At 71.7% G+C, this 22898-nt stretch carries 17 protein-coding genes; 12 read left to right on the forward strand and 5 right to left on the reverse strand.

Going from position 1 to position 22898, the window contains the following annotated elements:
• Positions 1-158: 158 nt before the first annotated feature.
• Entirely contained in the window at positions 159-2114 is a 1956-nt protein-coding gene (gene acs / locus Sco07f_RS07825; protein WP_108987342.1) for an acetate--CoA ligase, read from the reverse strand.
• Between the two features lie 309 nt (positions 2115-2423).
• Positions 2424-4934, reverse strand: coding sequence for a SulP family inorganic anion transporter (locus Sco07f_RS07830; protein WP_108987343.1), 2511 nt, complete (start codon positions 4932-4934; stop codon positions 2424-2426).
• 259 nt (positions 4935-5193) lie between these two features.
• On the opposite strand from Sco07f_RS07830, the gene Sco07f_RS07835 reads away from it, so the two are divergent.
• Positions 5194-6489: a polysaccharide deacetylase family protein gene (locus Sco07f_RS07835; protein WP_108987344.1), complete on the forward strand. Its 1296-nt coding sequence runs from the start codon at positions 5194-5196 to the stop codon at positions 6487-6489.
• A gap of 32 nt (positions 6490-6521) precedes the next feature.
• On the opposite strand, the gene Sco07f_RS07840 is transcribed toward Sco07f_RS07835, so the two are convergent.
• The gene (locus tag Sco07f_RS07840; RefSeq protein ID WP_167468048.1) at positions 6522-7502 is read right to left on the reverse strand and encodes an ATP-binding protein; all 981 of its coding nucleotides are present in this window, start codon (positions 7500-7502) and stop codon (positions 6522-6524) included.
• 111 nt (positions 7503-7613) lie between these two features.
• Between Sco07f_RS07840 and Sco07f_RS07845 the strand changes: the two genes are divergently transcribed.
• Complete coding sequence (locus Sco07f_RS07845; protein WP_108987346.1) at positions 7614-8438, forward strand: Fic family protein; 825 nt, start codon at positions 7614-7616, stop codon at positions 8436-8438.
• A gap of 410 nt (positions 8439-8848) precedes the next feature.
• Here Sco07f_RS07845 and Sco07f_RS07850 read toward each other — a convergent pair whose 3' ends face one another.
• Positions 8849-9706, reverse strand: coding sequence for an HAD family hydrolase (locus tag Sco07f_RS07850; RefSeq protein WP_007452098.1), 858 nt, complete (start codon positions 9704-9706; stop codon positions 8849-8851).
• A 781-nt stretch (positions 9707-10487) separates the two neighbouring features.
• Here Sco07f_RS07850 and ssd point away from each other — a divergent pair.
• The 7 genes from ssd to Sco07f_RS41335 all read left to right on the forward strand — a co-directional run bounded on the left by ssd (position 10488) and on the right by Sco07f_RS41335 (position 16616).
• Positions 10488-11717 carry a septum site-determining protein Ssd gene (gene ssd, locus Sco07f_RS07855; protein ID WP_108987347.1) on the forward strand — a complete coding sequence of 410 codons (1230 nt, stop codon included), beginning with the start codon at positions 10488-10490 and terminating at the stop codon, positions 11715-11717.
• Positions 11718-12133: 416 nt separating this feature from the next.
• Positions 12134-13357, forward strand: coding sequence for a TadA family conjugal transfer-associated ATPase (locus Sco07f_RS07860; RefSeq protein WP_244942001.1), 1224 nt, complete (start codon positions 12134-12136; stop codon positions 13355-13357).
• A 44-nt stretch (positions 13358-13401) separates the two neighbouring features.
• On the forward strand, positions 13402-14373 hold the full coding sequence (locus tag Sco07f_RS07865; protein ID WP_244942002.1) for a type II secretion system F family protein: 972 nt from the start codon (positions 13402-13404) through the stop codon (positions 14371-14373).
• Positions 14370-15167, forward strand: a complete 798-nt coding sequence (locus Sco07f_RS07870) for a type II secretion system F family protein (RefSeq protein ID WP_108987349.1) — start codon at positions 14370-14372, stop codon at positions 15165-15167. Before Sco07f_RS07865 ends, Sco07f_RS07870 begins: the two co-directional genes overlap by 4 nt.
• Positions 15168-15287: 120 nt before the next feature.
• On the forward strand, positions 15288-15527 hold the full coding sequence (locus Sco07f_RS07875) for a DUF4244 domain-containing protein (RefSeq protein WP_087792891.1): 240 nt from the start codon (positions 15288-15290) through the stop codon (positions 15525-15527).
• A gap of 181 nt (positions 15528-15708) precedes the next feature.
• Complete coding sequence (locus Sco07f_RS07880; protein ID WP_108987438.1) at positions 15709-16053, forward strand: TadE family type IV pilus minor pilin; 345 nt, start codon at positions 15709-15711, stop codon at positions 16051-16053.
• A gap of 23 nt (positions 16054-16076) precedes the next feature.
• Positions 16077-16616 carry an Rv3654c family TadE-like protein gene (locus Sco07f_RS41335; RefSeq protein WP_439959685.1) on the forward strand — a complete coding sequence of 180 codons (540 nt, stop codon included), beginning with the start codon at positions 16077-16079 and terminating at the stop codon, positions 16614-16616.
• Here Sco07f_RS41335 and Sco07f_RS07890 read toward each other — a convergent pair.
• On the reverse strand, positions 16576-19035 hold the full coding sequence (locus tag Sco07f_RS07890) for a DEAD/DEAH box helicase (RefSeq protein ID WP_042826607.1): 2460 nt from the start codon (positions 19033-19035) through the stop codon (positions 16576-16578). The two genes, Sco07f_RS41335 and Sco07f_RS07890, sit on opposite strands and share 41 nt — an antisense overlap.
• A gap of 82 nt (positions 19036-19117) precedes the next feature.
• Between Sco07f_RS07890 and bldG the strand changes: the two genes are divergently transcribed.
• From bldG to Sco07f_RS07905, 3 genes are all read left to right on the forward strand, one after another.
• Positions 19118-19459: an anti-sigma factor antagonist BldG gene (gene bldG, locus Sco07f_RS07895; RefSeq protein ID WP_003975386.1), complete on the forward strand. Its 342-nt coding sequence runs from the start codon at positions 19118-19120 to the stop codon at positions 19457-19459.
• A gap of 106 nt (positions 19460-19565) precedes the next feature.
• A complete protein-coding gene (locus tag Sco07f_RS07900; RefSeq protein WP_007451896.1) occupies positions 19566-19997 on the forward strand; it encodes an ATP-binding protein in 432 nt (143 codons plus the stop codon).
• Positions 19998-20343: 346 nt separating this feature from the next.
• Positions 20344-22728 (forward strand): sodium-translocating pyrophosphatase, encoded by a 2385-nt coding sequence (locus Sco07f_RS07905; protein ID WP_007451897.1) that lies wholly within the window; start codon positions 20344-20346, stop codon positions 22726-22728.
• The last annotated feature ends 170 nt before the right edge of the window (positions 22729-22898 follow it).

The following is a 22898-nucleotide window of genomic DNA, read 5'->3' on the forward strand; positions in this document are numbered from 1 at the left end:
AAACACATGCCGACCAGACTTCCCGGCGCACCATGAGGATCTTGAACTAGATCTTGATGAGTCTCCTACTTCTCCCCAGCTTACCCGGGCCCCGGTTCTCCCACCGGGCGAGGGCACCCGGCACGTGCGCGACGCCGGGTGCCCTCGGTGTCCGTGGCTCAGTCCTCGCCGGGCGCGGACGGGAGCTTCGACTGGATGAGGTCCATGACCGTGGAGTCCGCCAGCGTCGTGACGTCGCCGACCTGACGGTTCTCCGCGACGTCGCGGAGCAGACGCCGCATGATCTTGCCGGAGCGGGTCTTCGGCAGCTCCGAGACCGGGAGGATCCGCTTGGGCTTGGCGATGGGGCCGAGCGTGGCGCCGACGTGGTTGCGCAGCTCGGCGACCAGGTCCTCGCTCTCCGCGGTGGTGCCGCGCAGGATCACGAAGGCGACGATGGCCTGCCCGGTGGTCTCGTCCGCCGCGCCGACCACGGCCGCCTCGGCGACCGACGGGTGGGAGACGAGGGCCGACTCGACCTCGGTGGTGGAGATGTTGTGGCCGGAGACGAGCATCACGTCGTCGACGCGGCCGAGCAGCCAGATGTCGCCGTCGTCGTCCTTCTTGGCGCCGTCGCCCGCGAAGTACTTGCCCTCGAAGCGCGACCAGTAGGTGTCGATGAACCGCTGGTCGTCGCCCCAGATGGTGCGCAGCATCGACGGCCACGGCTCGGTGAGGACCAGGTAACCGCCGCCGCCGTTCGGCACCTCGTTGGCCTCGTCGTCGACGACGGTGGCGGAGATGCCGGGCAGGGGGCGCTGGGCGGAGCCCGGCTTGGCGTCCGTGACGCCCGGCAGCGGTGTGATCATCATCGCGCCGGTCTCGGTCTGCCACCAGGTGTCGACGACCGGGGTGGCGTCCGCGCCGATGTTCTTGCGGTACCAGATCCACGCCTCGGGGTTGATCGGCTCGCCGACCGAGCCGAGGACGCGCAGGGACGACAGGTCGAACTTCGCGGGGATGTCGTCGCCCCACTTCATGAACGTCCGGATCGCGGTGGGCGCGGTGTACAGGATCGTCACGCCGTACTTCTGCACGATCTCCCAGAACCGGCCCTGGTGCGGGGTGCCCGGGGTGCCCTCGTACATGACCTGCGTCGCGCCGTTGGCGAGCGGGCCGTAGACGATGTACGAGTGTCCGGTGACCCAGCCGACGTCGGCGGTGCACCAGAAGACGTCCGTCTCCGGCTTGAGGTCGAAGACCGCCCAGTGCGTGTACGCCGTCTGGGTGAGGTAGCCGCCGGAGGTGTGCAGGATGCCCTTGGGCTTACCCGTCGTGCCGGACGTGTACAGGATGAACAGCGGGTGCTCCGCGTCGAACGCCTCGGGCGTGTGCTCGGCGGACTGCCCGTCGACGGTCTCGTGCCACCACTTGTCCCGGGAGTCGTCCCAGGCGACCTCCTGGCCGGTGCGGCGGACGACGAGCACGTGCTCGACGATCCCGGCGCGCTCGACGGCCTCGTCGACGGCCGGCTTGAGCGCGGACGGCTTGCCGCGCCGGTAGCCGCCGTCGGCGGTGATGACGACGCGGGCGTCGGCGTCCTGGATGCGGGTGGCCAGCGCGTCCGAGGAGAAGCCGCCGAAGACGACCGAGTGCGCGGCGCCGATGCGGGCACAGGCCAGCATCGCGACCGCGGTCTCGGGGATCATCGGCATGTAGATCGCGACCCGGTCGCCCTTCTGTACGCCCAGCTCCAGCAGGGCGTTGGCGGCTTTGGAGACCTCGTCCTTGAGCTGCGTGTAGGTGATGGCGCGGCTGTCGCCGGACTCGCCCTCGAAGTGGATGGCGACGCGGTCGCCGTTGCCGGCCTCCACGTGGCGGTCCACGCAGTTGTAGGCGACGTTCAGCGTGCCGTCCTTGAACCACTTGGCGAACGGCGGGTTCGACCAGTCGAGCGTCTCGGTCGGCTCCTTCGCCCAGGTCAGCCGGCGGGCCTGCTCGGCCCAGAAGCCGAGCCTGTCAGCCTTGGCCTGTTCGTACGCCTCCGCCGTGACGTTGGCGTTCGCGGCCAGGTCGGCGGGGGGTGCGAACCTGCGTTCTTCCTTGAGCAGGTTGGCCAAGGATTCGTTGCTCACGACATCTCCCTTTCTCAGGGTTGTCCGTTGTGTCCCAGGCCACAGCTCATCAGACCCGGGGGGCCGATGACAAGGGTCGACGGGCAAATGGTTTAGACCTGTTGTGGTCGCCGTCCGCCCGCGGTGTCTCCTTCGTGGCTTCGTGGTCCGTGGTCACTCGTACCCACGGACCACGAAGGCGCGGGGTTCAGCGTGTGTAACGCCGCTCACACCGGCCCGCGCCTCGGCGCTCCCGGGACCGCCGCTCGGACGGTCGGGTGGCCAGACAGCCAGACAGCCAGACAGCCAGGCAGTCGGGCAGTCAGGCGGTCAGGCGGTCAGGTCAGTGGTCGGCACCAGCGCGAACACGCCGCCCTCGGCGTCCTCGGACAGCAGGTACGACTGGGCCTCGCCGACGTGGAAGTACATGCCGTGCAGCTCCAGGTCGCCGGCGCGCAGTGACCGGGCCACCGAATCGTGGGCACGCAGGTGCTCCAGCTGCTGGACGACGTTGGCCAGGCACAGCCGCTCCACCGCGTCGACGGGTCCGCGTCCGGCCAGCAGGGGGCGGGAGCGACCGGCCTCGTGCCCCTGCTCCGGCTCCGGCTCGTTCGCGTGCGCGTCCAGGTCCGGCAGGGCGCGCTCCAGGCTGGGCAGCCCGTGCCGCAGCCACCGCTGGAGGGGCGTGCGCGCGCCCCCGTGTTCGGCGCCGAGCAGCGCTTGCATCGCCCCGCACCCGGAGTGCCCGCACACCGTGATGGACCGCACCTTCAGTACGTCCACGGCGTACTCGATCGCCGCGGCCACCGAGTCGTCGCCGCTCTCCTCGCCGGGCAGCGGCACGAAGTTGCCGACGTTGCGCACCACGAAGAGGTCGCCGGGACCACTGGAGGTGATCATCGACGTGACCACCCGTGAGTCGGCGCAGGTCAGGAAGAGCTGGGAGGGCTGCTGCCCCTCCCGGGCCAGCCGCGCCAGCTCACGGCGCATCAGCGGGCCGGTGTTGCGGTGGAAGGCACTGATGCCACGGGCGAGCTCGTGTCCGGTGGGTCCGTCCGCGGCACCGGACGCACCTGGTGGATGTGGTGCACCCGGTGCACCCGCCGTGTCTCTTGTCTCTCTTGTGCCGGGCGCGTTCGGGCCGGTCGCGGTGCCGAGGGTCCCGTCGGCGGATCCGTCGGTGGTTGCCTGCCCGCGCGCGCCGGGTGGTGGGGTCTTCGGCGGGCGTTCGCACTGGTGGTTGCGCCAGGGCGTCCAGGGACGGCAGCGGCAGCCGTCCTCCTCGGCCGGTTCGGAGATCCGGGTGCCGGGCCGGCGGCCGGTGATGTCGACGGCGCCGCCTTGCGCGGTGTGTGTCTTCTGCCAGTCCTGCAGCGTCTCGTACGCCGCGTGGTCCATGAACGACCCGTCCAGCTCCACGGCGGCGTCCGCCCCCGGGGGAACCTGGTGCAGGACCCGGCTGAGACGCGGCACGGCGAGGAACGTCAACTGGCCGCGTACGTGTACGTAGTGGACTCCTTCCACGTGGTCGTGGGTGATCCGGGTGCGGGTGAGGCGGTGCAGGGCGACGCCCACGGCGACGGCGATGCCCAGCGCGACGCCCTCCAGGACGCCGAGGAACACCACACCGAAGGTGGTGACCGCGTAGACCAGCACCTCACGGTGGCGGGTCACCGTGCGAATGTGGTTCAGCGAGACCATCTTGAGGCCGACGGCCATGACCAGGGCGGCGAGCGAGGCGAGCGGGATGAGCTCCAGGGCCGGGACCATCAGCAGCGCGGCGATCACTACGAGAACGCCGTGCAGCATCGTGGAGTTCCGGCTGACGGCACCCGCCGCCACATTCGCGGAACTGCGCACGGCCACACCGGCGATGGGCAGCCCGCCCAGCGACCCGGAGACGATGTTGGCGGCACCCTGACCGAGCAGTTCGCGGTCGAGGTTGGAGCGCTTGACGTGGCCGGCCGGTGCGGGCCGGGCGGTGACCAGCTTGTCCACGGCGACCGCGCCGAGAAGGGACTGCACGCTGCACACCAGCGTGGTGGTCAGGACGGCGGCGAGCAGGCCGAGTACCGGCCCGTCGGGCAGCGTGGCCAGGGCGTGGCTGCTCCAGGACGGCAGGTCGACCTTGGGCAGGAGAAGCCCGGTGAAGGAGGCGACCGCGGTGGCACCGGCGACGGCGATCAGGGCGGCGGGCAGCTTGCCCAGCAGCGCACCGGCCCGGCCGGGGACGCGGGGCCAGAGCAGCAGCAGGGTCAGGGTCAGCACGCTCACGGCGAGGTCGGCGGGGTGGAGATTCGCCAACTGGGCGGGAAGCGCGACCAGGTTGTCGGGCACGGAGCTCTGGGGGGTGCCGCCGAGGACGATGTGCAGCTGCGCGACGGCGATGGTGACACCGATGCCGGCGAGCATGCCGTGCACGATGGCGGGGCTCACGGCGAGCGCCGAGCGCGCCACGCGCAGGCAGCCGAGGCCCAGTTGGGCGAGCCCGGCCAGGATGGTGATGGCGCAGGTCGTGCGCCATCCGTAGCGCTGGATCAGGTCGGCGGTGACCACGGTGAGACCGGCGGCGGGGCCGCTGACCTGGAGCGGGCAGCCGCCGATCCGTCCGGCGACGATCCCGCCCACCGCGGCGGCGACGAGGCCGGCCTGCAGGGGGGCGCCGGTGGCGAGGGCGATGCCCAGGGAGAGGGGCAGGGCGATCAGGAAGACCGCGATCGCGGCCGAGACGTCGGCGCCCGCGAGGCGGAAGCGCCGGGGGCCGCCGGGCGGCGGGCTGTGGGGTGGATGGATGTGCTTGGTCCGGGCCGAGTCGGCGCGGGCGGGGACGCAGGCTGACATGTTCCCGACTCCTGAGATCCGTTCGATTCGATTACAGCGAGTAAATAGAGAGTAATTCAGAGTAAAGAAGAGGCATAGGTTTTTAGCGCGAATGGAGTAACGGCCCGGGTATTGGAGTGAATCAGTTATTTCATCGGCTTGTCGTACTAATTCCTTCTCATTTCCGTGTCACCTTGACGGCGCTGACGGCACGGCCCGGCTCAGCACCCGACATCGCCTCGTCGGCGTTGACCCGAGAGAAGGAAGAAGGTGGGCGGACATGGCCGCCACCCGCAGGATGGCCTCCCACAGGATGGCCGCGCGCGCCGTGGTCGCCGCGGTCTGCGCCGCGTCGCTCGCCGGTTGCGCGATCGACAACGGCAGCGGTTCCGGGGAAGGACCGCAAGGCTCGGAGAAGGAGAAGGGGAAAGCGGCGCCGGCGCCGAAGAACGCGGTCCGGCTGATCGGTGACGGTTCCACCGCGTACACCGGGGCCCAGCCGCACCTGCCCCGGCCCGAACGGCTCAAGCCCGGCCAGAAGCCCCCGCAGTTCGTGGTGTTCTCGTGGGACGGCGCGGGTGAGGACAGCCAGAAGCTGTTCTCCCACTTCCGCGAAGTGGCCAAGGACAACAACGCCACGATGACGTTCTTCCTGAGCGGCGTGTACATGCTGCCGACCGAGAAGCGGGACCTGTACAACCCGCCCCAGCACTCTCCGGGCCGCTCCGACATCGGCTTCAACGACGAGCAGGGCATCGCCGACACCGTCAAGCAGCTGCGGCTGGCGTGGCAGGAGGGCAACGAGATCGGCACCCACTTCAACGGTCACTTCTGTGGTGCGAACGGCGGGGTCGGCGAGTGGTCCGTCGAGGAGTGGAAGGAGGAGATCAAGCAGGCCAAGCAGTTCGTGAAGACCTGGAAGACCAACACCGGCATGAAGAACGCGGCGCCCCTGCCCTTCGACTACGACAAGGAGCTGATCGGCGCCCGCACCCCGTGCCTCGAGGGCCAGAAGAACTTCGTGAAGGCCGCGAGCCAGATGGGCTTCCGCTACGACAGCAGCGGGGTGAACAACCAGGTCTGGCCGGCGAAGAAGGAGGGCCTGTGGGACCTGTCGATGCAGCTCGTGCCGTTCCCCGGCCACTCCTACGAGCAGCTCACCATGGACTACAACTACATGGTCAACCAGTCGGGCAGCGCCACCCAGGGTGACCCCGCCAAGCGCGAGTTCTGGGGCGACCAGATGCGTGACAGCCTGCTCAAGGGCTTCGAGCGGGCCTACGACGGGAACCGTGCGCCCCTGATCATCGGCAACCACTTCGAGTCCTGGAACGGCGGCACCTACATGCGCGCCGTCGAGGAGGTCGTCGAGACCGTGTGCAACAAGGAGGAGGTGCGCTGCGTCTCCTTCCGCCAACTCGCGGACTGGCTGGACGCCCAGGACCCGAAGGTCCTGAAGAAGCTGCGCACCCTCGGCGTCGGGGAGGCCCCCGAGAAGGGATGGGCGTCCTTCCTGTCGGCGGCGCCCGCACCGGCGCCGAAGGGGGTGCCCGGGGCGCCGGCCGCCAAGCCGTAGCGCCGCCCGCCCCGACGGGGACGCGTGGAGGGTCACGCGGGGGCGGTGACCTCCTCGCCGAGCACGAAACCGGGGTCGACCTGCGCAGCCAGGTCGGCACCGGTTCGCTCGTTGCCCCAACTGTGCGCGTTCTTCAGGTGGAAGTGGACCATCTGCCGCGTGTACCGCGCCCAGTCCCGCAGCTCGTACGTCGCGTCGACGGCCGTGTGCAGCGTGCGCAGCGCCCGGCCGTTGACCTCCTCCAGGAGCTCGAACCGGGGCGGCCGGCCCTTCTCCATGGCGCGCACCCAGTCCGAGTGCCCGACGGTGACCAACAGGTCGTCCCCGACCTGGTCGCGCAGGAAGTCGAGGTCGTCCTGGCCCTGCACCTTGTTGCCGACGACCTTCAGGGTGACGCCGAAGTCGCGGGCGTACTCCTTGTACTGGCGGTAGACGGAGACCCCCTTCCGGGTCGGCTCGGCGACGAGGAACGTGACGTCGAAACGGGTGAACATGCCGGAGGCGAACGAGTCCGAGCCGGCCGTCATGTCCACCACCACGTACTCGTCACGGCCGTCGACCAGGTGGTTCAGACACAACTCCACCGCGCCCGTCTTGGAGTGGTAGCAGGCCACTCCCAGGTCGGCGTCGGTGAAGGGCCCGGTGACCATCAAACGGACGGTCCCGCCGTCGAGTTCCACCGGCCGGGCGCAGGCGTCGTAGACCGGGTTGTCCTCCCGAACGCGCAGCAGGCGCGACCCTTCGCCGGGCGGCGTCGTCTTGATCATCGTCTCGGCGGAGGCGATGCGCGGGTTGCCGCCGCGCAGATGCTCCTTGATCAGCGGAAGGTGCTCGCCGAGCGCGGGCAGTCCGGCGGCCTCCGCGTCGTCGAGGCCCAGCGCGGCCCCGAGGTGCTGGTTGATGTCCGCGTCGATCGCGACGACGGGCGCGCCGGTGGCGGCGAGATGGCGGACGAACAGGGAGGACAGGGTCGTCTTGCCGCTGCCGCCCTTCCCGACGAAAGCAATTTTCATGTTCACCAACGGTAGTGGCTCGATAGCTGTACGTGGCACGCGAGGCCGGGCGGGAGTGAAGAAGACCACTCATTCGTGGGGTGCGGCGCGGGTTTGCGTAGGGTCTTACCCATGAGTACGACAGGCGCGAACGCCGATCCGCTCGCGGCCCTGGGCGCCCTGCCCGGGGTGGCCGAGTCAGTGGAGTCCGTACGCAAAGCCGTGGACCGCGTCTACGGCCACCGGATCATGCGGCGCCGCAGCAACGAGATCACCTCCGAGGCGGCACTGCGCGGCGCCCGGGGCTCGGCGGCGCTGTCCGGGGCGGACTGGGCGCTGGAAGAGGTGCGCCGGCGCAGCGACTTCGGCGGCGACGGCGAGGCGCGCGCGGTGGGCGCGGCGCTCCGGCTCACCGCCGAGGCGGGACAGTTGCTGTCCATCTGGCGCCAGTCGCCGCTGCGGGTGCTGGCCCGGCTGCACCTGGTGGCGGCCGCGACCAACGCCGACGAGGTGGGGCGGCCCCGCCGGCAGGGCGAGCCGGTGGACGAACCGCTCGTCGGACTTCCGCTGCCCGACGCCCAGGAGGCGCACGGCCGTCTGGACGGCCTGGCGGCGCTGGTGACCGCCGGCGGTTCCGCGCCGGCGTTGGTGACGGCCGCCGTGGTGCACGGGGAAATCCTGGCGCTGCGCCCGTTCACCTCCCACAACGGACTCGTCGCGCGCGCGGCCGAGCGCATCGTCCTGGTCGGCAGCGGCCTGGATCCGAAGTCGGTCTGCCCGGCCGAGGTCGGCCACGCCGAACTGGGGCGCGCGGCCTATCTGGCGGCCCTCGACGGCTACGTCTCCGGAACCGCGGAAGGCATGGCCGCCTGGATCGCCCACTGCGGCAAGGCGGTCGCGCTGGGCGCCCGCGAGTCGACGGCGGTGTGCGAGGCACTCCAGCGCGGGGCGGCGTAGCGCTCGCGGGACGGGTCCCTGGGGAGGCTCCCGGCGCGAACGGCACAGAAATGCGGCGGTACGAGTGCTCGTACCGCCGCTGGCACGACCACCGGGTTACCAAGCGTCCTCGGTATGTGCCCATCAGGTCGGGAACTTCGCCCGTCGCCTGGTGCGGCTGGCCCGTAATCGACGGGTCGACGTCGCGTGGGTGCCCAGTGTCCGTGCTCGGTCCGTGGGGCCAAATGCGTGTTTAAGGTGATCCTTTCGGATGTCCTTGGTCTCGCGGGCCGTTGAGTCCTTTGTACTCCTGGGCCCGAGTAAGCGGAAGTGCTCGTCGCACTTCTTTACCTTTGCGCTCATACACGGGTGAAAGGGTGATCCGGCAGGTGTGGCCGGGCAGCCCGAGCCGCCCAGGCCGGTGAGCCCGTTCAGGCCGCCGTGGACCGGCGTCGGCTCGCGTACCAGACGAGGCCCGCGGTGGCTGCCGCGGCGCCTATCGCGGCGGCGGCGACGAGCGCGGGCCGCGGCGGCACGGACAGTCCCCCGAGCCGCTGCTTCAGCCGCACCGGACGGTGGAAATCGAGAATCGGCCACTCGCGCGCGAGCGCCTCCCGGCGCAGCGCCCGGTCCGGATTGACCGCGTGCGGGTGGCCCACGGCCTCCAGCATCGGCAGGTCGGTCGCCGAGTCGCTGTAGGCGTAGCAGCGGGACAGGTCGTACCCCTCGGACGCGGCCAGCTCCCGGATCGCCTCCGCCTTGGTCGGGCCGTACGCGTAGTACTCCACCTCCCCGGTGAAGCAGCCGTCGTCACCCACGATCATGCGGGTCGCCACCACCCTGTCCGCGCCGAGCAGCTCACCGATCGGTTCGACGACCTCGGCGCCGGACGTGGACACGATCACGACGTCGCGGCCGGCGGTGTGGTGTTCCTCGATCAGGGAGGCCGCCTCGTCGTAGATGATCGGGTCGATGAGATCGTGCAGGGTTTCGGCGACCAGTTCCTTGACCAACTGGACGTTCCATCCGCGGCACAGTGCGGAGAGGTACTCGCGCATCCGCTCCATCTGGTCGTGGTCGGCTCCCCCGGCGAGGAAGACGAACTGGGCATATGCGGTACGCAACACGGCCCTGCGGTTGATCAGCCCGCCTTGGTAGAACGACTTGCTGAACGTGAGCGTGCTCGACTTCGCAATGACCGTCTTGTCCAGGTCGAAGAAGGCCGCAGTGCGGGGCATCGAGTGGGCCGCGGAGTGGGCCAAGGAGTGGTTTTCCACAAGCTTGAGCATAGGCGCAGCCCATTCGGCGTAAGGTGGGGCGCGTGGGTTTGCCTGAGAAGGCTCTCGGGTACACCATGGAAGTCACGGATCGTTCGCGACCGTGCTAACCCGGTCCGACTCCTCCCCCCCCGAGTCGGCCGTGGAGACGACCCCCGCTCTCCCCCCCGGCGGGGGTCGTCGCATGTCCGGGTGGGTTTCTTCACTCTTCCCATGGTCTGGGCCCCGCGCCGTCACGGCGCGGGGCCCAGACCATGTCGTGGGCACTTTTGGCTACGCAGCGTAGTGGACGCACTGCTCTGCGGGGGTCGTACGCGGGATGGAGCGGGGCCGGGCCCGGCTCACCGGTTCGAGTGAGTCGATATTCACAACCGTCGAGTTGTCCACAGCTTTTGACCAAGATCCACACGATTTCCGGGATCGCTGCACCGTGATTGCCATGCGTTCGGGCCGCGCCGAGTTCTCCGGCCGGATCTGTTTGCCGGGACGCGTGATGTCGGCCGCTCGTGCGGGATCGGATTCCGGTTCTTCACGCGGTCGTGAATCGCGGGGCCGCAGGGCCTCGCGCTGACCGGGGCGCGCCCCGGCAGACGCCCGGACACGCCCGGACACGCCCGGATGCGACCGGACACGACCGGACGCAGCCGGACTGATCGGACTGAGCCGGCTGGTCCGGCTGGTCCGGCTGATCGGGCTGATCGGGCTGGTCGGGCTGATCGAACACGACGAGGACCACGAGACACCGCGAACACGGGCGCGACCGCGGGAGCCGCGCCGAAGGGGGAATCGGACCATGACCGGAACCATCACGTACGACCCACCGCCCGCCGCCGGAGGGCGGCAGGGCGGGCCTCTGATCGTCACCGAGGACCCGGATCTCCTCGACGACCTGCTGCGCCTGTGCGCCGCTGCGGGCGCCATGCCGGAGGTGCACCACTCGCTGCCCGAGAAGCCGTCTTCGACACCTACGGCACTCCCCACGGCGGCGACATCCTCAATGTCCCCAACGGTCTCAACGTCCTTGACTCCGTCGGCGTCCGCGTGGCCGACCGGTTGGGAGGCCGCGCCGCTGGTGCTCGTCGGGGACGACGCGGCGCGACGTGTTCGCGGAGCCGTTCGCAGACGCGGAGTGGTCCTCGTGGGTCGTGACCAGGACGACTCGGGGGTCTGGCAGCGGGCGGTCGAGATCGGCGCCGACCATGTCCTGATGCTGCCCGACGGCGAGCAGTGGCTGGTCGACCGCATCGCCGATGTCGCGGAGGGCGTCGGCCGTCCGGCCCTCACCGTCGGCGTCATCGGTGGCCGGGGCGGCGCCGGAGCGTCCACGCTGGCCTGCGCGCTCGCCGTCACCTCCGCGCGGGAGGGGCTGCGCAGTCTGCTGGTGGACGCCGATCCGATGGGCGGCGGCCTCGACGTCCTCCTCGGCGGCGAGACGGCCGACGGGCTGAGATGGCCGGCGTTCGCGGCCTCCCGCGGCCGGGTCGGCGGCGGCGCCCTGGAGGAGTCACTGCCCGAGCTGCATTCGCTGCGGGTGCTCAGTTGGGACCGGGGTGACTGTGTCGCGGTACCGCCGCAGGCCGTACGTGCGGTGCTCGCCGCGGCCCGGCGAAGGGGCGGCACCGTCGTCGTGGACCTGCCACGCCGGATCGACGAGGGCGTCGCCGAGGTCCTCGCGCAGCTCGACGTCGGGATCCTCGTCGTCCCCGCCGAACTGCGGGCCGTCGCGGCGGCGGGACGGGTGGCGGCCGTGGTCGGCATGGTCCTGCGCGACCTCCGGGTGGCGGTACGAGGGCCGTACGCCTCCGGGCTCGACGACCGCGAGGTGGCCCGGCTGCTCGGCCTGCCCCTGGCGGGTGAGGTGCCGGTCGAGTCCGGGCTGCTGCGTGCCACGGAGAGCAGACGCCCTCCGGGTACGCCTCGCCGCGGCCCGCTGGCGCGCTTCTGCCGGGAGTTCTGGGAACGGGCGCTGGCGGAGTCGGAAGGACGGGGCGGGGGTGCCGGGGGTGCCGGGGGTGCCCCATGAAGGACATGGCTGGAGCAGGGCGGTGGTGAGCGGTGGCGAGCGGAGGAAGGCGGGTCGAGGTGGACATGATGGTCGCGAGGGAGCCGGGCGGGACGGCGGAGATTCCCGCGGCGGCGGCTCTGGGGAGGCGGACGGGCGGCAGCGCTCAGGAGACGCCCGAAGGGCTGACGGACCGGGTGGTGAGCGAGGGGCTGACGGTCCCGGTGGCGTCCGAGGGACCGGCGGCCGGGGCGGCGCCGGGCTGGGCCCGCCGGCAATCCGGAGGATCGCCGGTGGGAGGGCCTGCGCGCCGCGTCCCTGGGCCGTCGGCGGGACCGGCACCCGCTGGATTTCGGGACACGGTTTCCGGACAGCCGCAGCCGCACGGGCATGGGCATGGGCGTGAGCATGAGCGAGGTTCCGCGCGGCGCTTCGCGATGGCGTCGCCGAGAGGTCCGGGCGCCGCGTCGGGGATGCTCGCCGCGCCCGGGATGCTCGACGGTGTGCGGCGCCGGCTTGCCGAGAGCGGAGCCGAGCCGACGCCCGCGCGTGTGGCGCAGGCCCTGCGGGAGCAGGGACGGGTGCTCGGGGACGCCGAGATCCTCGGTGCCGCCGAACAGCTCAGGTCGGAACTGGTCGGCAGCGGGCCCCTCGAACCCCTGCTCGCCGACCCGTCGGTGACGGACGTACTGGTGTCCGCCCCGGACCGGGTGTGGGTGGACCGTGGAGGCGGCCTGGAGCTGGCGCCGGTCGCCTTCCCGGACGCGGGGGCCGTACGGAGACTCGCGCAGCGCCTCGCCACCGTCGCCGGGCGTCGGCTCGACGACGCCCGGCCCTGGGTGGACGCCAGGCTCCCCGACGGCACCCGGCTGCACGCGGTGCTGCCACCGGTCGCTGTCGACTGCACCTGCCTGTCGCTGCGGGTGGTTCGGCCGCGTGCCTTCACGCTCGACGAGCTGGCGGCGGCGGGCACCGTACCGCCCGGCGGCGACCGCGTGCTGCGCGCTCTGGTGCGGGCCCGGCTGTCCTTCCTGGTCAGCGGCGGGACAGGCAGCGGCAAGACGACGCTGCTCAGCGCGTTGCTCGGGCTCGTCGGACCGGACGAGCGCATCGTGCTGGCCGAGGACTCGGCGGAGCTGCGACCCGATCATCCGCACGTCGTCCGGCTGGAGACCAGACCGGCGAACCAGGAGGGCGCGGGCCTGGTCACCCTTGAGGACCTGGTTCGGCAGGCCCTGCGCATGCGCCCGGACCTGCTGGTGGTGGGCGAGGTGCGCGGCCCCGAAGCGGCCCATCTGCTCGCCGCGTTGAACACGGGTCACAGCGGGTGCGGAACCGTGCACGCCAACGCCGCCGCCGACGTCCCGGCCCGGCTGGAGGCGCTCGGCACGGCCGCCGGCCTGGACCGTGCGGCCCTGCACAGTCAGCTCGCGGCAGCCCTCTCGGTGGTCCTCCACCTGATCCGTGACCGCGCGGGCCGACGCCGGATCGCCGAGGTGCACGTCCTGGAGCGGGACTCTTCGGGGCTGGTGCGGACGGTACCGGCACTGCGATGGGGAGCGGACGCCTTCGTGGCCGAACGCGGCTGGCAACGGCTGCGGGAGCTGTTGCGCGGTGCAGGGCCCCAAGAGCGGTCCGTCAGGCGGGAGACGCAGCGGTGACGAGCACGACGGTGACGAGCACGACGGTGACGAGCACGACAGCCATGAGCACAACGGTGATGAGCGCGGCGGGGACGGGCGTGACGGCGACGGGCGCGGTGGGTGCGGGAGAGCTGTGGACGGGCGTGGCACTGGTCTGCCTGGGCGCAGCCGCGTGGCTGGGCGGCGGGTGGCACTCCGGCGTACGGCGGGCTCGACGGGTGCTGGCCGAAGCCCGGGTCGGACGGACCGCCGGCACCGGCGAGACGGCCGGTACGGGCGGGGCCGGCGGTACGGGGCCGCCGTCTCCCGCGGACCGGGTGACCGACGGGCTGCGGCGGATCCGTGGCCGGCTGAGGCCCGAATGGGGGTCACTGGCCGCCGGTCTGGTGCTGGCGCTCCTGGGCGACTCGGTGCTGCCGGTCGTCGCGGGAGCGGCGGGGGTGCCGCTGCTGCGGCGGACGCGCCTGGCCGGCCGGGAGCGGCGGGCCCGGGAGCACCGGCAGGACGCGGTGATCGCGCTGTGCGGGACGCTTGCGGGGGAGGTCAGATCGGGGCGACAGCCGGGCGAGGCCCTGCTGGGTGCCGCGCACGACTGCGACGGGCTCGGCGACGGGCAGGCGGCGGTGCTGGCGGCGGCCAGGTTCGGCGGGGACGTCCCCGGGGCGCTCGCGGCGGCGGCAGGGCAACCCGGGGCCGAGGGGCTGCGCGGTCTCGCGGCGTGCTGGCGGGTCGCGGTCGACCAGGGGGCGGGGCTCGCGGCCGGCCTCGACCGGCTGGAGGGCGCGCTGCGTGCCGAGCGGGACCAGCGCTCCGACCTGCGTGCCCAACTGGCGGGCGCCCGGGCCACGGCCGTGATGCTGGCCGGTCTGCCGGTCCTCGGCCTCCTGCTCGGCGTCGCCCTCGGGTCCGATCCCCTGCGTGTGCTGCTGCACACCGGAGCCGGACTGGGTTGTCTGCTGGCCGGTGGGGTGCTGGAGAGTCTGGGCGTCTGGTGGGTGACGCGGATCGTGCGCGGGGCGGAGGCGGCCTCGTGAACGGCGACCTTGTCCACAGGCTGGGGGCAGTGGTGGGGACAGCGTTGGTCGTCGGATGGCTGACGCGCGGTCTCGCGGCCACGCGGCGGCAGCGGGCGCTGCGCAGACGACTCGCCGGCCTGCTGGCACCGGAACCGGCTCGTTCCGCCCCGCGGCACACCGAGGTGCTGAACACCGTCCGCCCGTGGCTGCCGCTGCTCGGCACGGTGGGCGCGGGCTGGGCCCTGATCGGCGGTGCGGCCGGGATCCTGGGCGGACTGGTGGGCGCCGCCGCACTGTGGCGTTGGAGTGCCCGTCGCTCGGCCGCCGGAACGGCGGCGGCGCAGGCCGCCACCGCGGCCGCCGTCCGCCAGCTTCCCCTGGCGGCCGACCTGCTGGCGGCCTGTGTCGCGGCGGGCGCGAGTCCGGTCACGGCCGCACGGGCGGTCGGCGACGCCCTGGGCGGACCGGTCGGGGACGCGCTGGGGCACGGCGCCGCGGAGGTCCGTCTCGGCGGTGAACCGGACGGCGCCTGGCGAGGGCTCGCCACTGTGCCGGGGGCGGCGCCCCTTGCCCGGCTGCTGGAACGGGCCGAAGTGTCCGGCCTGCCCGCGGCGGGCCCGGTGGCCCGGCTGGCCGCCCAAGCCCGTGCCGACTGGGCTCGCACCACGACGGCTCGGGCCCGTCGGGCGGCGGTCATGGTCACCGCGCCGGTGGGCCTGTGCTTCCTGCCCGCGTTCATCGCGGTGGGCGTGCTGCCGGTGGTCATCGGACTGGCAGGCGGGGTCGTGGGGCCCGGAGGAGGCGGTGGCTGACGGTCCGGAACGCACCGGCGACAGGGCCGGAAGGCGAAGGTCCGACGCACGGGCGACGGACGAGCAAGTGAGCAACAGACGAGCAAGTGAGCAACAAAGGCGAACCTCACGGGGGTTGTGATGAATCAGGTGGTACGGGCGCGGCTGCGTGCCCTGGTGTGCGGAGCGGGTACGGCGTTGAGGCGGCGGGCCGCGCGGCAGGGCCTGCGGCGGGACGCGGGCATGGTCACGTCCGAGTACGCGATGGGAATCGTCGCGGCGGTGGCCTTCGCCGTGGTCCTCTACAAGGTCGTGACGAGCGGCGCGGTCAGCGCGGAGCTTCAGGGCATCGTGAAGCGAGCACTCGATGCGCGGATGTGACCGGGTGGCGAGGACGCAAGCCCGGGCCGCGGGTGCCCGGGCCGCCCGCGGCCACCATCCCATCGGCGGATCGGACGACGGGCCACTCGACAGGCCGCTCGACGGGCCACTCGACGGGCCGGAGGAAGGGCCGGAGGAAGGGCCGGAGGACAGGACAGGGGGCAGGCCGGACGGCGGCTTCGTGACGGCGGAGACGGCTGTGGTGCTTCCGGTGCTGGTGGTGTTCGCGATGGCGCTGGTGTGGGGTCTGCTCGTGGTGGCCGCCCAGATCCAGTGCGTGGACGCCGCCCGGACGGGCGCCCGCGCGGCGGCACGACAGGACCCGGTCGGCGCGGTCGTGGAGGTCGCCCGTGAGGCGGCACCGCGCGGGGCGAGGGTCACGGTCAGCCGGGAGGCGGGCCTGGTCCGTGTGGTCGTGGTGGCCGACCCGCCGGCTCTGCACGGGTTGCCCTTCGAGGTACGGGAGGAGGCCGTGGCCTCGGTGGAGCAGACAGTGGGGGCGGTGCCGGCGGGGGTGGAGTCGTGAGGCGGCGCAACGCGGTGAGGGCCGTGCCCGACCGGGGTTCGGCGACCGTATGGAGCGTGGCCGCCGTCGCCGTTCTGTGCCTGGTGTTCGGCGTCGTGCTCGCCCTAGGGCAGGCAGTTGTCGCCCGTCATCGCGCGGCCGGCGGCGCCGATCTGGCGGCGCTTGCGGCGGCGGACCACTGGGCCGAGGGAGGCACGGCGGCGTGCGACCGGGCGGACCGGGTCGCGCGGGCCCAGGGAGTGCGGTTGGTGCGGTGCGTCCTCACCGGACAGGTCTCGGACGTGACGGCGGCGTCGGGCAGGGAGCCGTTCACGGCGGAGATCCGGGCGAGGGCGGGCCCGGCCACGCCCGCATCCCCCGCACGGCCCCCGCTCGCCCCGGCACGGTCGCCGCTCACCACCCCCGCACTGCCCCCGCGCGCGTCCCCCGAAACGCCCCCGCTCGCCCCGGCACGGCCGCCGCTCACCACCCCCGCACTGCCGCCGCTCGCGTCCCCCGCACCGCGTCCGCCGTCCGCTCTCCCTACTCCGGCGGCTGTGGCGCTCCCCGCAGCAGCACCGTGAGGAGCCGTACCGCCCCCCGTTTGTGCAGCGGATCGTTGCCGTTGCCGCACTTGGGGGACTGGATGCAGGAGGGGCAGCCGGCGTCGCACTCGCAGGAGGCGATGGCCTCCCGGGTGGCGGTGAGCCAGTCGCGGGCCGTGTGGAAGGCGCGCTCGGCGAACCCCGCGCCGCCGGGATGGCCGTCGTACACGAAGACCGTCGGCAGCAGCGTGTCCGGGTGCAGGGGGACCGACACGCCGCCGATGTCCCAGCGGTCGCAGGTGGCGAACAGGGGGAGCATGCCGATCGAGGCGTGCTCGGCGGCGTGCAGGGCCCCGCCGAGGATCTCCGGGTTGATCCGGGCCTCATCCAGTTGGTCCTCGGTGACCGTCCACCACACCGCGCGCGTGCGCAGCGTCCGGGGAGGCAGGTCGAGCTTCGTCTCGCCCAGGACCTCGCCGGTGATCAGGCGCCGGCGCAGGAAGGAGACCACTTGGTTGGTGACCTCGACGGAGCCGTAGCAGAGGCGCCCGCCGCCCCAGGGGACCTCGACGTCGGTCTCCAGGACCGAGATCGCCGTCGTGTCGCGGGCCACCGTCGAGTAGGCGGGCGTGGCCTGTTCGACCAGCGCGACGGAGTCCTCCAGGTCCAGGGAGCGGACGAGGTAGGTGCGCCCCTGGTGGAGGTGGACGGCGCCCTCGTGGACGGTCGTGTGGGCGGCACCGGCGTCCACCGTGCCCAGCAGTCTGCCCGTGCCCTCCTCGACGACCTGGACCGGGCGTCCGCCCTCCCCGCGGATGTCCGTCAGGTCGGCGGCGCGCTCGCGGCGGGTCCAGTGCCAGGCCCGGGTGCGCCGGCGCAGCAGCTTCGCCGCCTCCAGCTGGGGCAGCAGTTCCTCGCAGGCGGGGCCGAAGAGCTTCAGGTCCTCCTCCGTCAGGGGGAGTTCGGCAGCCGCCGCGCACAGGTGGGGGGCGAGGACGTACGGGTTGTCCGGGTCGAGGACCGTGGACTCCACCGGCTGGTCGAACAGGGCCTCCGGGTGGTGGACGAGGAAGGTGTCCAGCGGGTCGTCACGGGCGACCAGCACGGCCAGCGCCCCCTGTCCGGCCCGGCCCGCCCGGCCCGCCTGCTGCCACAGCGAGGCGCGCGTGCCCGGGTACCCGGCGATCACCACCGCGTCCAGGCCGGAGATGTCGAGGCCGAGTTCGAGGGCGTTCGTCGCCGCGAGGCCGAGGAGGTCGCCGGAGTGCAGGGCGCGTTCCAGGGCGCGGCGCTCCTCGGGGAGGTAGCCGCCGCGGTAGGCCGCCACCCGCCCGGCCAGGGAGCGGTCGACCTCGGCCAGACGTTCCTGGGCGATCACCGAGATCAGCTCGGCGCCGCGCCGGGAGCGCACGAAGGTGATCGACCGCATGCCCTGCACGGTGAGGTCGGTGAGCAGGTCGGCGGCCTCGGCGGTGGCCGTGCGGCGCACCGGCGCGCCCTTCTCGCCCTCCAGTTCGGTCAGCGGAGGTTCCCAGAGGGCGAACACCAGTTCACCACGGGGTGACGCGTCGTCGGCGACCTCGACCACCGGCAGTCCGGTGAGCCGGCGGGCGGCCACCGCGGGCTCGGCGGCGGTGGCCGAGGCGAGCAGGAAGACGGGCGACGCGCCGTAGCGGGCGCACAGTCTGCGCAGTCTGCGCAGCACCTGGGCGACGTGGGAGCCGAAGACGCCCCGGTAGGTGTGGCACTCGTCGATGACGACGTACTTCAGTGCCTTCAGGAACGACGACCAGCGGGGGTGGGAGGGCAGGATGCCGCGGTGCAGCATGTCGGGGTTGGTCAGGACGTACGTGCCGTACTGCCGGATCCACTCGCGTTCCTCGAACGGCGTGTCGCCGTCGTAGACCGCCGCCCGGACGGATGTGCCCAGCGGATGTGAAAGTTCCTTCACGGACCGGCACTGGTCGGCCGCCAGCGCCTTGGTGGGGGCCAGGTAGAGGGTGGTGGCGCCACGCCCGTTCGGAGCCTCGGAGCCGTCCACGAGGGCCGACAGGACCGGCACCAGGTAGGCCAGGGACTTGCCCGACGCGGTGCCCGTGGCGACGACCACCGAGTCGCCGTCCAGGGCGTGCTCGGCCACGCGTGCCTGGTGGGCCCAGGGGTGTTCGATGCCCGCGGCCCGCACCGCGCCGAGGACCTCCGGCCGAATCCGGTCCGGCCAGACGGCATGACGGCCCGCACGCGGGGGCAAGTGCTCCGTATGAGTGATGCGCGCAGCCCGGCTCGGTCCCGCGGCGAGCCGGTCCAGGAGCATGCCCGGTTCCGGCCGGGAGCCGGGCTCCGCCGGGGATCGATCGGGTCGGTGATTCTTGGCCATCGGCACCGAGTCTGTCACTGGCGTGACGGACAATGGGACCAAGGCGTCGTGCACGCCTGCCGGTAAGTGATTGAATGCCATCGCGGCTGGCGAACCGTCCTGGGGGCTTCAAGCCGAGGTGTCCCGAGGGACGACCGCTCGATAGCAAGGTGCTGGAGGATCCGTGGACCTGTCCCTGTCGACCCGTACCGTCGGCGATCGTACGGTCGTCGAGGTCGGTGGCGAAATTGACGTATACACCGCGCCCAAGCTGCGTGAGCAGCTGGTCGAGCTCGTGAACGACGGGAGTTTCCACCTCGTCGTCGACATGGAGGGCGTGGACTTCCTCGACTCCACAGGGCTCGGCGTGCTGGTGGGTGGACTGAAGCGGGTGCGTGCCCATGAGGGCTCGCTGCGGCTGGTCTGCAACCAGGAGCGCATTCTCAAGATCTTCCGTATCACCGGCCTCACCAAGGTGTTCCCCATTCACACCTCGGTCGAGGAAGCGGTGGCGGCCACCGACTGACGACCGGTTCCGGGCCTTGGCCCGGAACGACAAGCAGAACGAGGGGGGTCCGGGCTGTCGGCGGCCCGGACCCTCGAAAGCACGCCCGTAGTTCCGAGGGGGATGCATGGCCACCGTCGAACTCCGCTTCAGCGCGCTGCCCGAGCACGTCCGGACCGCCCGTCTGGTGGCGGCCGCGGTGGCGCGCAGGGCCGGAGTGGACGAGGCCGTCCTCGACGAGGTCAGGCTCGCCGTCGGCGAGGCCTGCACCCGGGCTGTGGGCCTGCATCAGCACGTCGGCATCACGGCGCCGGTCAAGGTGTCGCTGATCGAGGAGGAGAAGCAGTTCTCCATCGAGGTCGGTGACGAGGCGCCGCACGCCGTCCCCGGGGGCAAGACCTCGGGGGACGGCGTCGACGAGCCGGAGGCCGAGGAGGACGAGATGGGCCTCGCGGTCATCAGTGGCCTCGTCGACGACGTGGAGGTCTCGGCGGGCGAGGACGGCGGACTGATCCGCATGACCTGGCCCACCGCGCCGGCGGTGCTGCCGCCGATCTGATCCCCCGCGTCACCCCTGCACCATCCTGCACCACCCCTGCGTCACCCGGAGGGCCCCACCTGGTGGGGCCCTTTGCCATGCGCGGACTTACATTGATCCCGTGGCGCGCTTGAGTGAATTCATTCACGATCAATCGCACGGAAAAGTGATCACCAAGCCGTTCGTGGAACGGATCATCAAACGGCCGTCAAATGGATCACGGCATTAATGCCGGAGGGGCATTACTACTTCCGGCCGCCTTGTGGTTGACAGAGCAATTCCTTTTGTCGTGCACTGTTTTGATCGGCTTCCGGTACCTACAATCCCGTCCACATCTTGAGCTCAGCCCAAGCGTCAAGGAGGACGAATGGCGGAGCTTCCTGCCTCTCATCTCGCAGCTGCCGTGCTGACCGACGGAAACCGCGCCCTGGTCGCGGTCATCGCGGTCGTCGCGCTGGCCGCGCTGGTGCTCGCCGGCGTCCTGGTGCGCCAGGTGCTCGCGGCGGGCGAGGGAACCGACAGCATGAAGAAGATCGCGGCGGCCGTCCAGGAAGGCGCCAACGCCTATCTGGCCCGGCAGTTGCGCACGCTCGGCGTATTCGCCGTCGTCGTGTTCTTCCTGCTCATGCTGCTGCCCGCGGACGACTGGAATCAACGTGCCGGGCGTTCGATCTTCTTTCTGATCGGCGCGGCGTTCTCGGCGGCCACCGGCTATATCGGCATGTGGCTCGCCGTACGCAGCAATGTGCGCGTCGCCGCGGCGGCGCGGGAAGCGACACCGGCACCCGGCGAACCGGAAAAGGATCTCACTCTCGTCTCGCACAAAGCGACGAAGATCGCGTTCCGCACGGGCGGCGTCGTCGGCATGTTCACGGTGGGACTGGGCCTGCTGGGCGCCTGCTGCGTGGTGCTGGTGTACGCGGCCGACGCGCCGAAGGTCCTGGAGGGATTCGGCCTCGGCGCCGCGCTGATCGCGATGTTCATGCGCGTCGGCGGCGGCATCTTCACCAAGGCCGCCGACGTCGGCGCCGACCTGGTCGGCAAGGTCGAGCAGGGCATCCCGGAGGACGATCCGCGCAATGCCGCGACCATCGCCGACAACGTGGGCGACAACGTCGGCGACTGCGCGGGCATGGCCGCGGACCTCTTCGAGTCGTACGCCGTCACCCTGGTGGCCGCGCTGATCCTCGGCAAGGTCGCCTTCGGCGACTCCGGGCTGGCGTTCCCGCTGCTGGTCCCGGCGATCGGCGTGCTCACCGCCATGATCGGAATCTTCGCGGTGGCGCCCCGGCGGTCCGACCGCAGCGGCATGAGCGCGATCAACCGGGGCTTCTTCATCTCCGCGGTGATCTCGCTGGTGCTGGTGGCGGTCGCCGTCTTCGTCTACCTCCCCGGCAGCTACGCCGACCTGGACGGCGTCACCGACGCCGCGATCGCCGGCAAGAGCGGCGACCCGCGGATCCTCGCACTGGTCGCCGTCGCGATCGGCATCGTGCTCGCCGCACTGATCCAGCAGCTCACCGGCTACTTCACCGAGACCACCAGGCGCCCGGTCAAGGACATCGGCAAGAGCTCGCTCACCGGCCCCGCCACCGTCGTCCTCGCCGGGATCTCGCTCGGCCTCGAATCCGCGGTCTACACCGCCCTGTTGATCGGCCTCGGCGTCTACGGGGCCTTCCTGCTCGGCGGTACGTCGATCATGCTGGCGCTGTTCGCGGTGGCGCTGGCCGGCACCGGCCTGCTCACCACGGTCGGTGTGATCGTCGCCATGGACACCTTCGGGCCGGTCTCCGACAACGCGCAGGGCATCGCCGAGATGTCCGGCGACGTCGAGGGCGCCGGCGCCCAAGTGCTCACCGACCTCGACGCCGTCGGCAACACCACCAAGGCCATCACCAAGGGCATCGCCATCGCCACCGCCGTACTGGCCGCCGCGGCCCTCTTCGGGTCGTACCGCGACGCCATCACCACCGGCGCGGCGGACGTGGGCGAGAAACTCAGCGGCGAGGGCGCGCCGATGAGCCTGATGATGGACATCTCGCAGCCCAACAACCTCGTCGGTCTCATCGCCGGCGCGGCGGTCGTCTTCCTCTTCTCGGGGCTGGCGATCAACGCGGTGTCGCGGTCGGCGGGCGCGGTGGTCTACGAGGTGCGGCGGCAGTTCCGGGAACGGCCCGGAATCATGGACTACAGCGAGAAACCCGAGTACGGCAAGGTCGTCGACATCTGCACACGGGACGCCCTGCGGGAACTCGCCACGCCCGGACTGCTCGCCGTGATGGCACCCATCTTCATCGGCTTCACCCTGGGCGTGGGCGCGCTCGGCGCCTTCCTGGCGGGCGCGATCGGCGCCGGGACGCTGATGGCGGTGTTCCTCGCCAACTCCGGCGGTTCCTGGGACAACGCCAAGAAACTCGTCGAGGACGGCCACCACGGCGGCAAGGGCAGCGAGGCCCACGCCGCCACCGTCATCGGCGACACGGTCGGCGACCCCTTCAAGGACACCGCCGGCCCGGCCATCAACCCGCTGCTGAAGGTCATGAACCTGGTGGCGCTGCTCATCGCGCCGGCGGTCATCAAGTTCTCCTACGGCGCCGACGAGAACATCGGCGTACGGGTACTGATCGCCGTCGTCGCGTTCCTCGTCATCGCGGCGGCGGTCTACGTCTCCAAGCGGCGCGGAATCGCCATGGGCGACGAGGACGACACCGACGAGCGGCCCAAGTCGGCCGATCCGGCGGTGGTTTCGTAGCCACCCGGCCACGAGACCGCCGTACGGCCTGGCCGGAGGCGGGGTGCAAGGGACGGGCGGAGGGCGCGTGTTGACGTGTCGTCCGCCCGTTTCGCGCGTGTGCGCCCCTCACGCCGTGAGCCTTCTCTCCCTTGCTGTCTCTTGGTGCAAATGGCTTCAATACCGTCATA

This window comes from Streptomyces coelicoflavus, assembly GCF_003112555.1.
Classification (GTDB): Bacteria; Actinomycetota; Actinomycetes; order Streptomycetales; family Streptomycetaceae; genus Streptomyces; species Streptomyces coelicoflavus.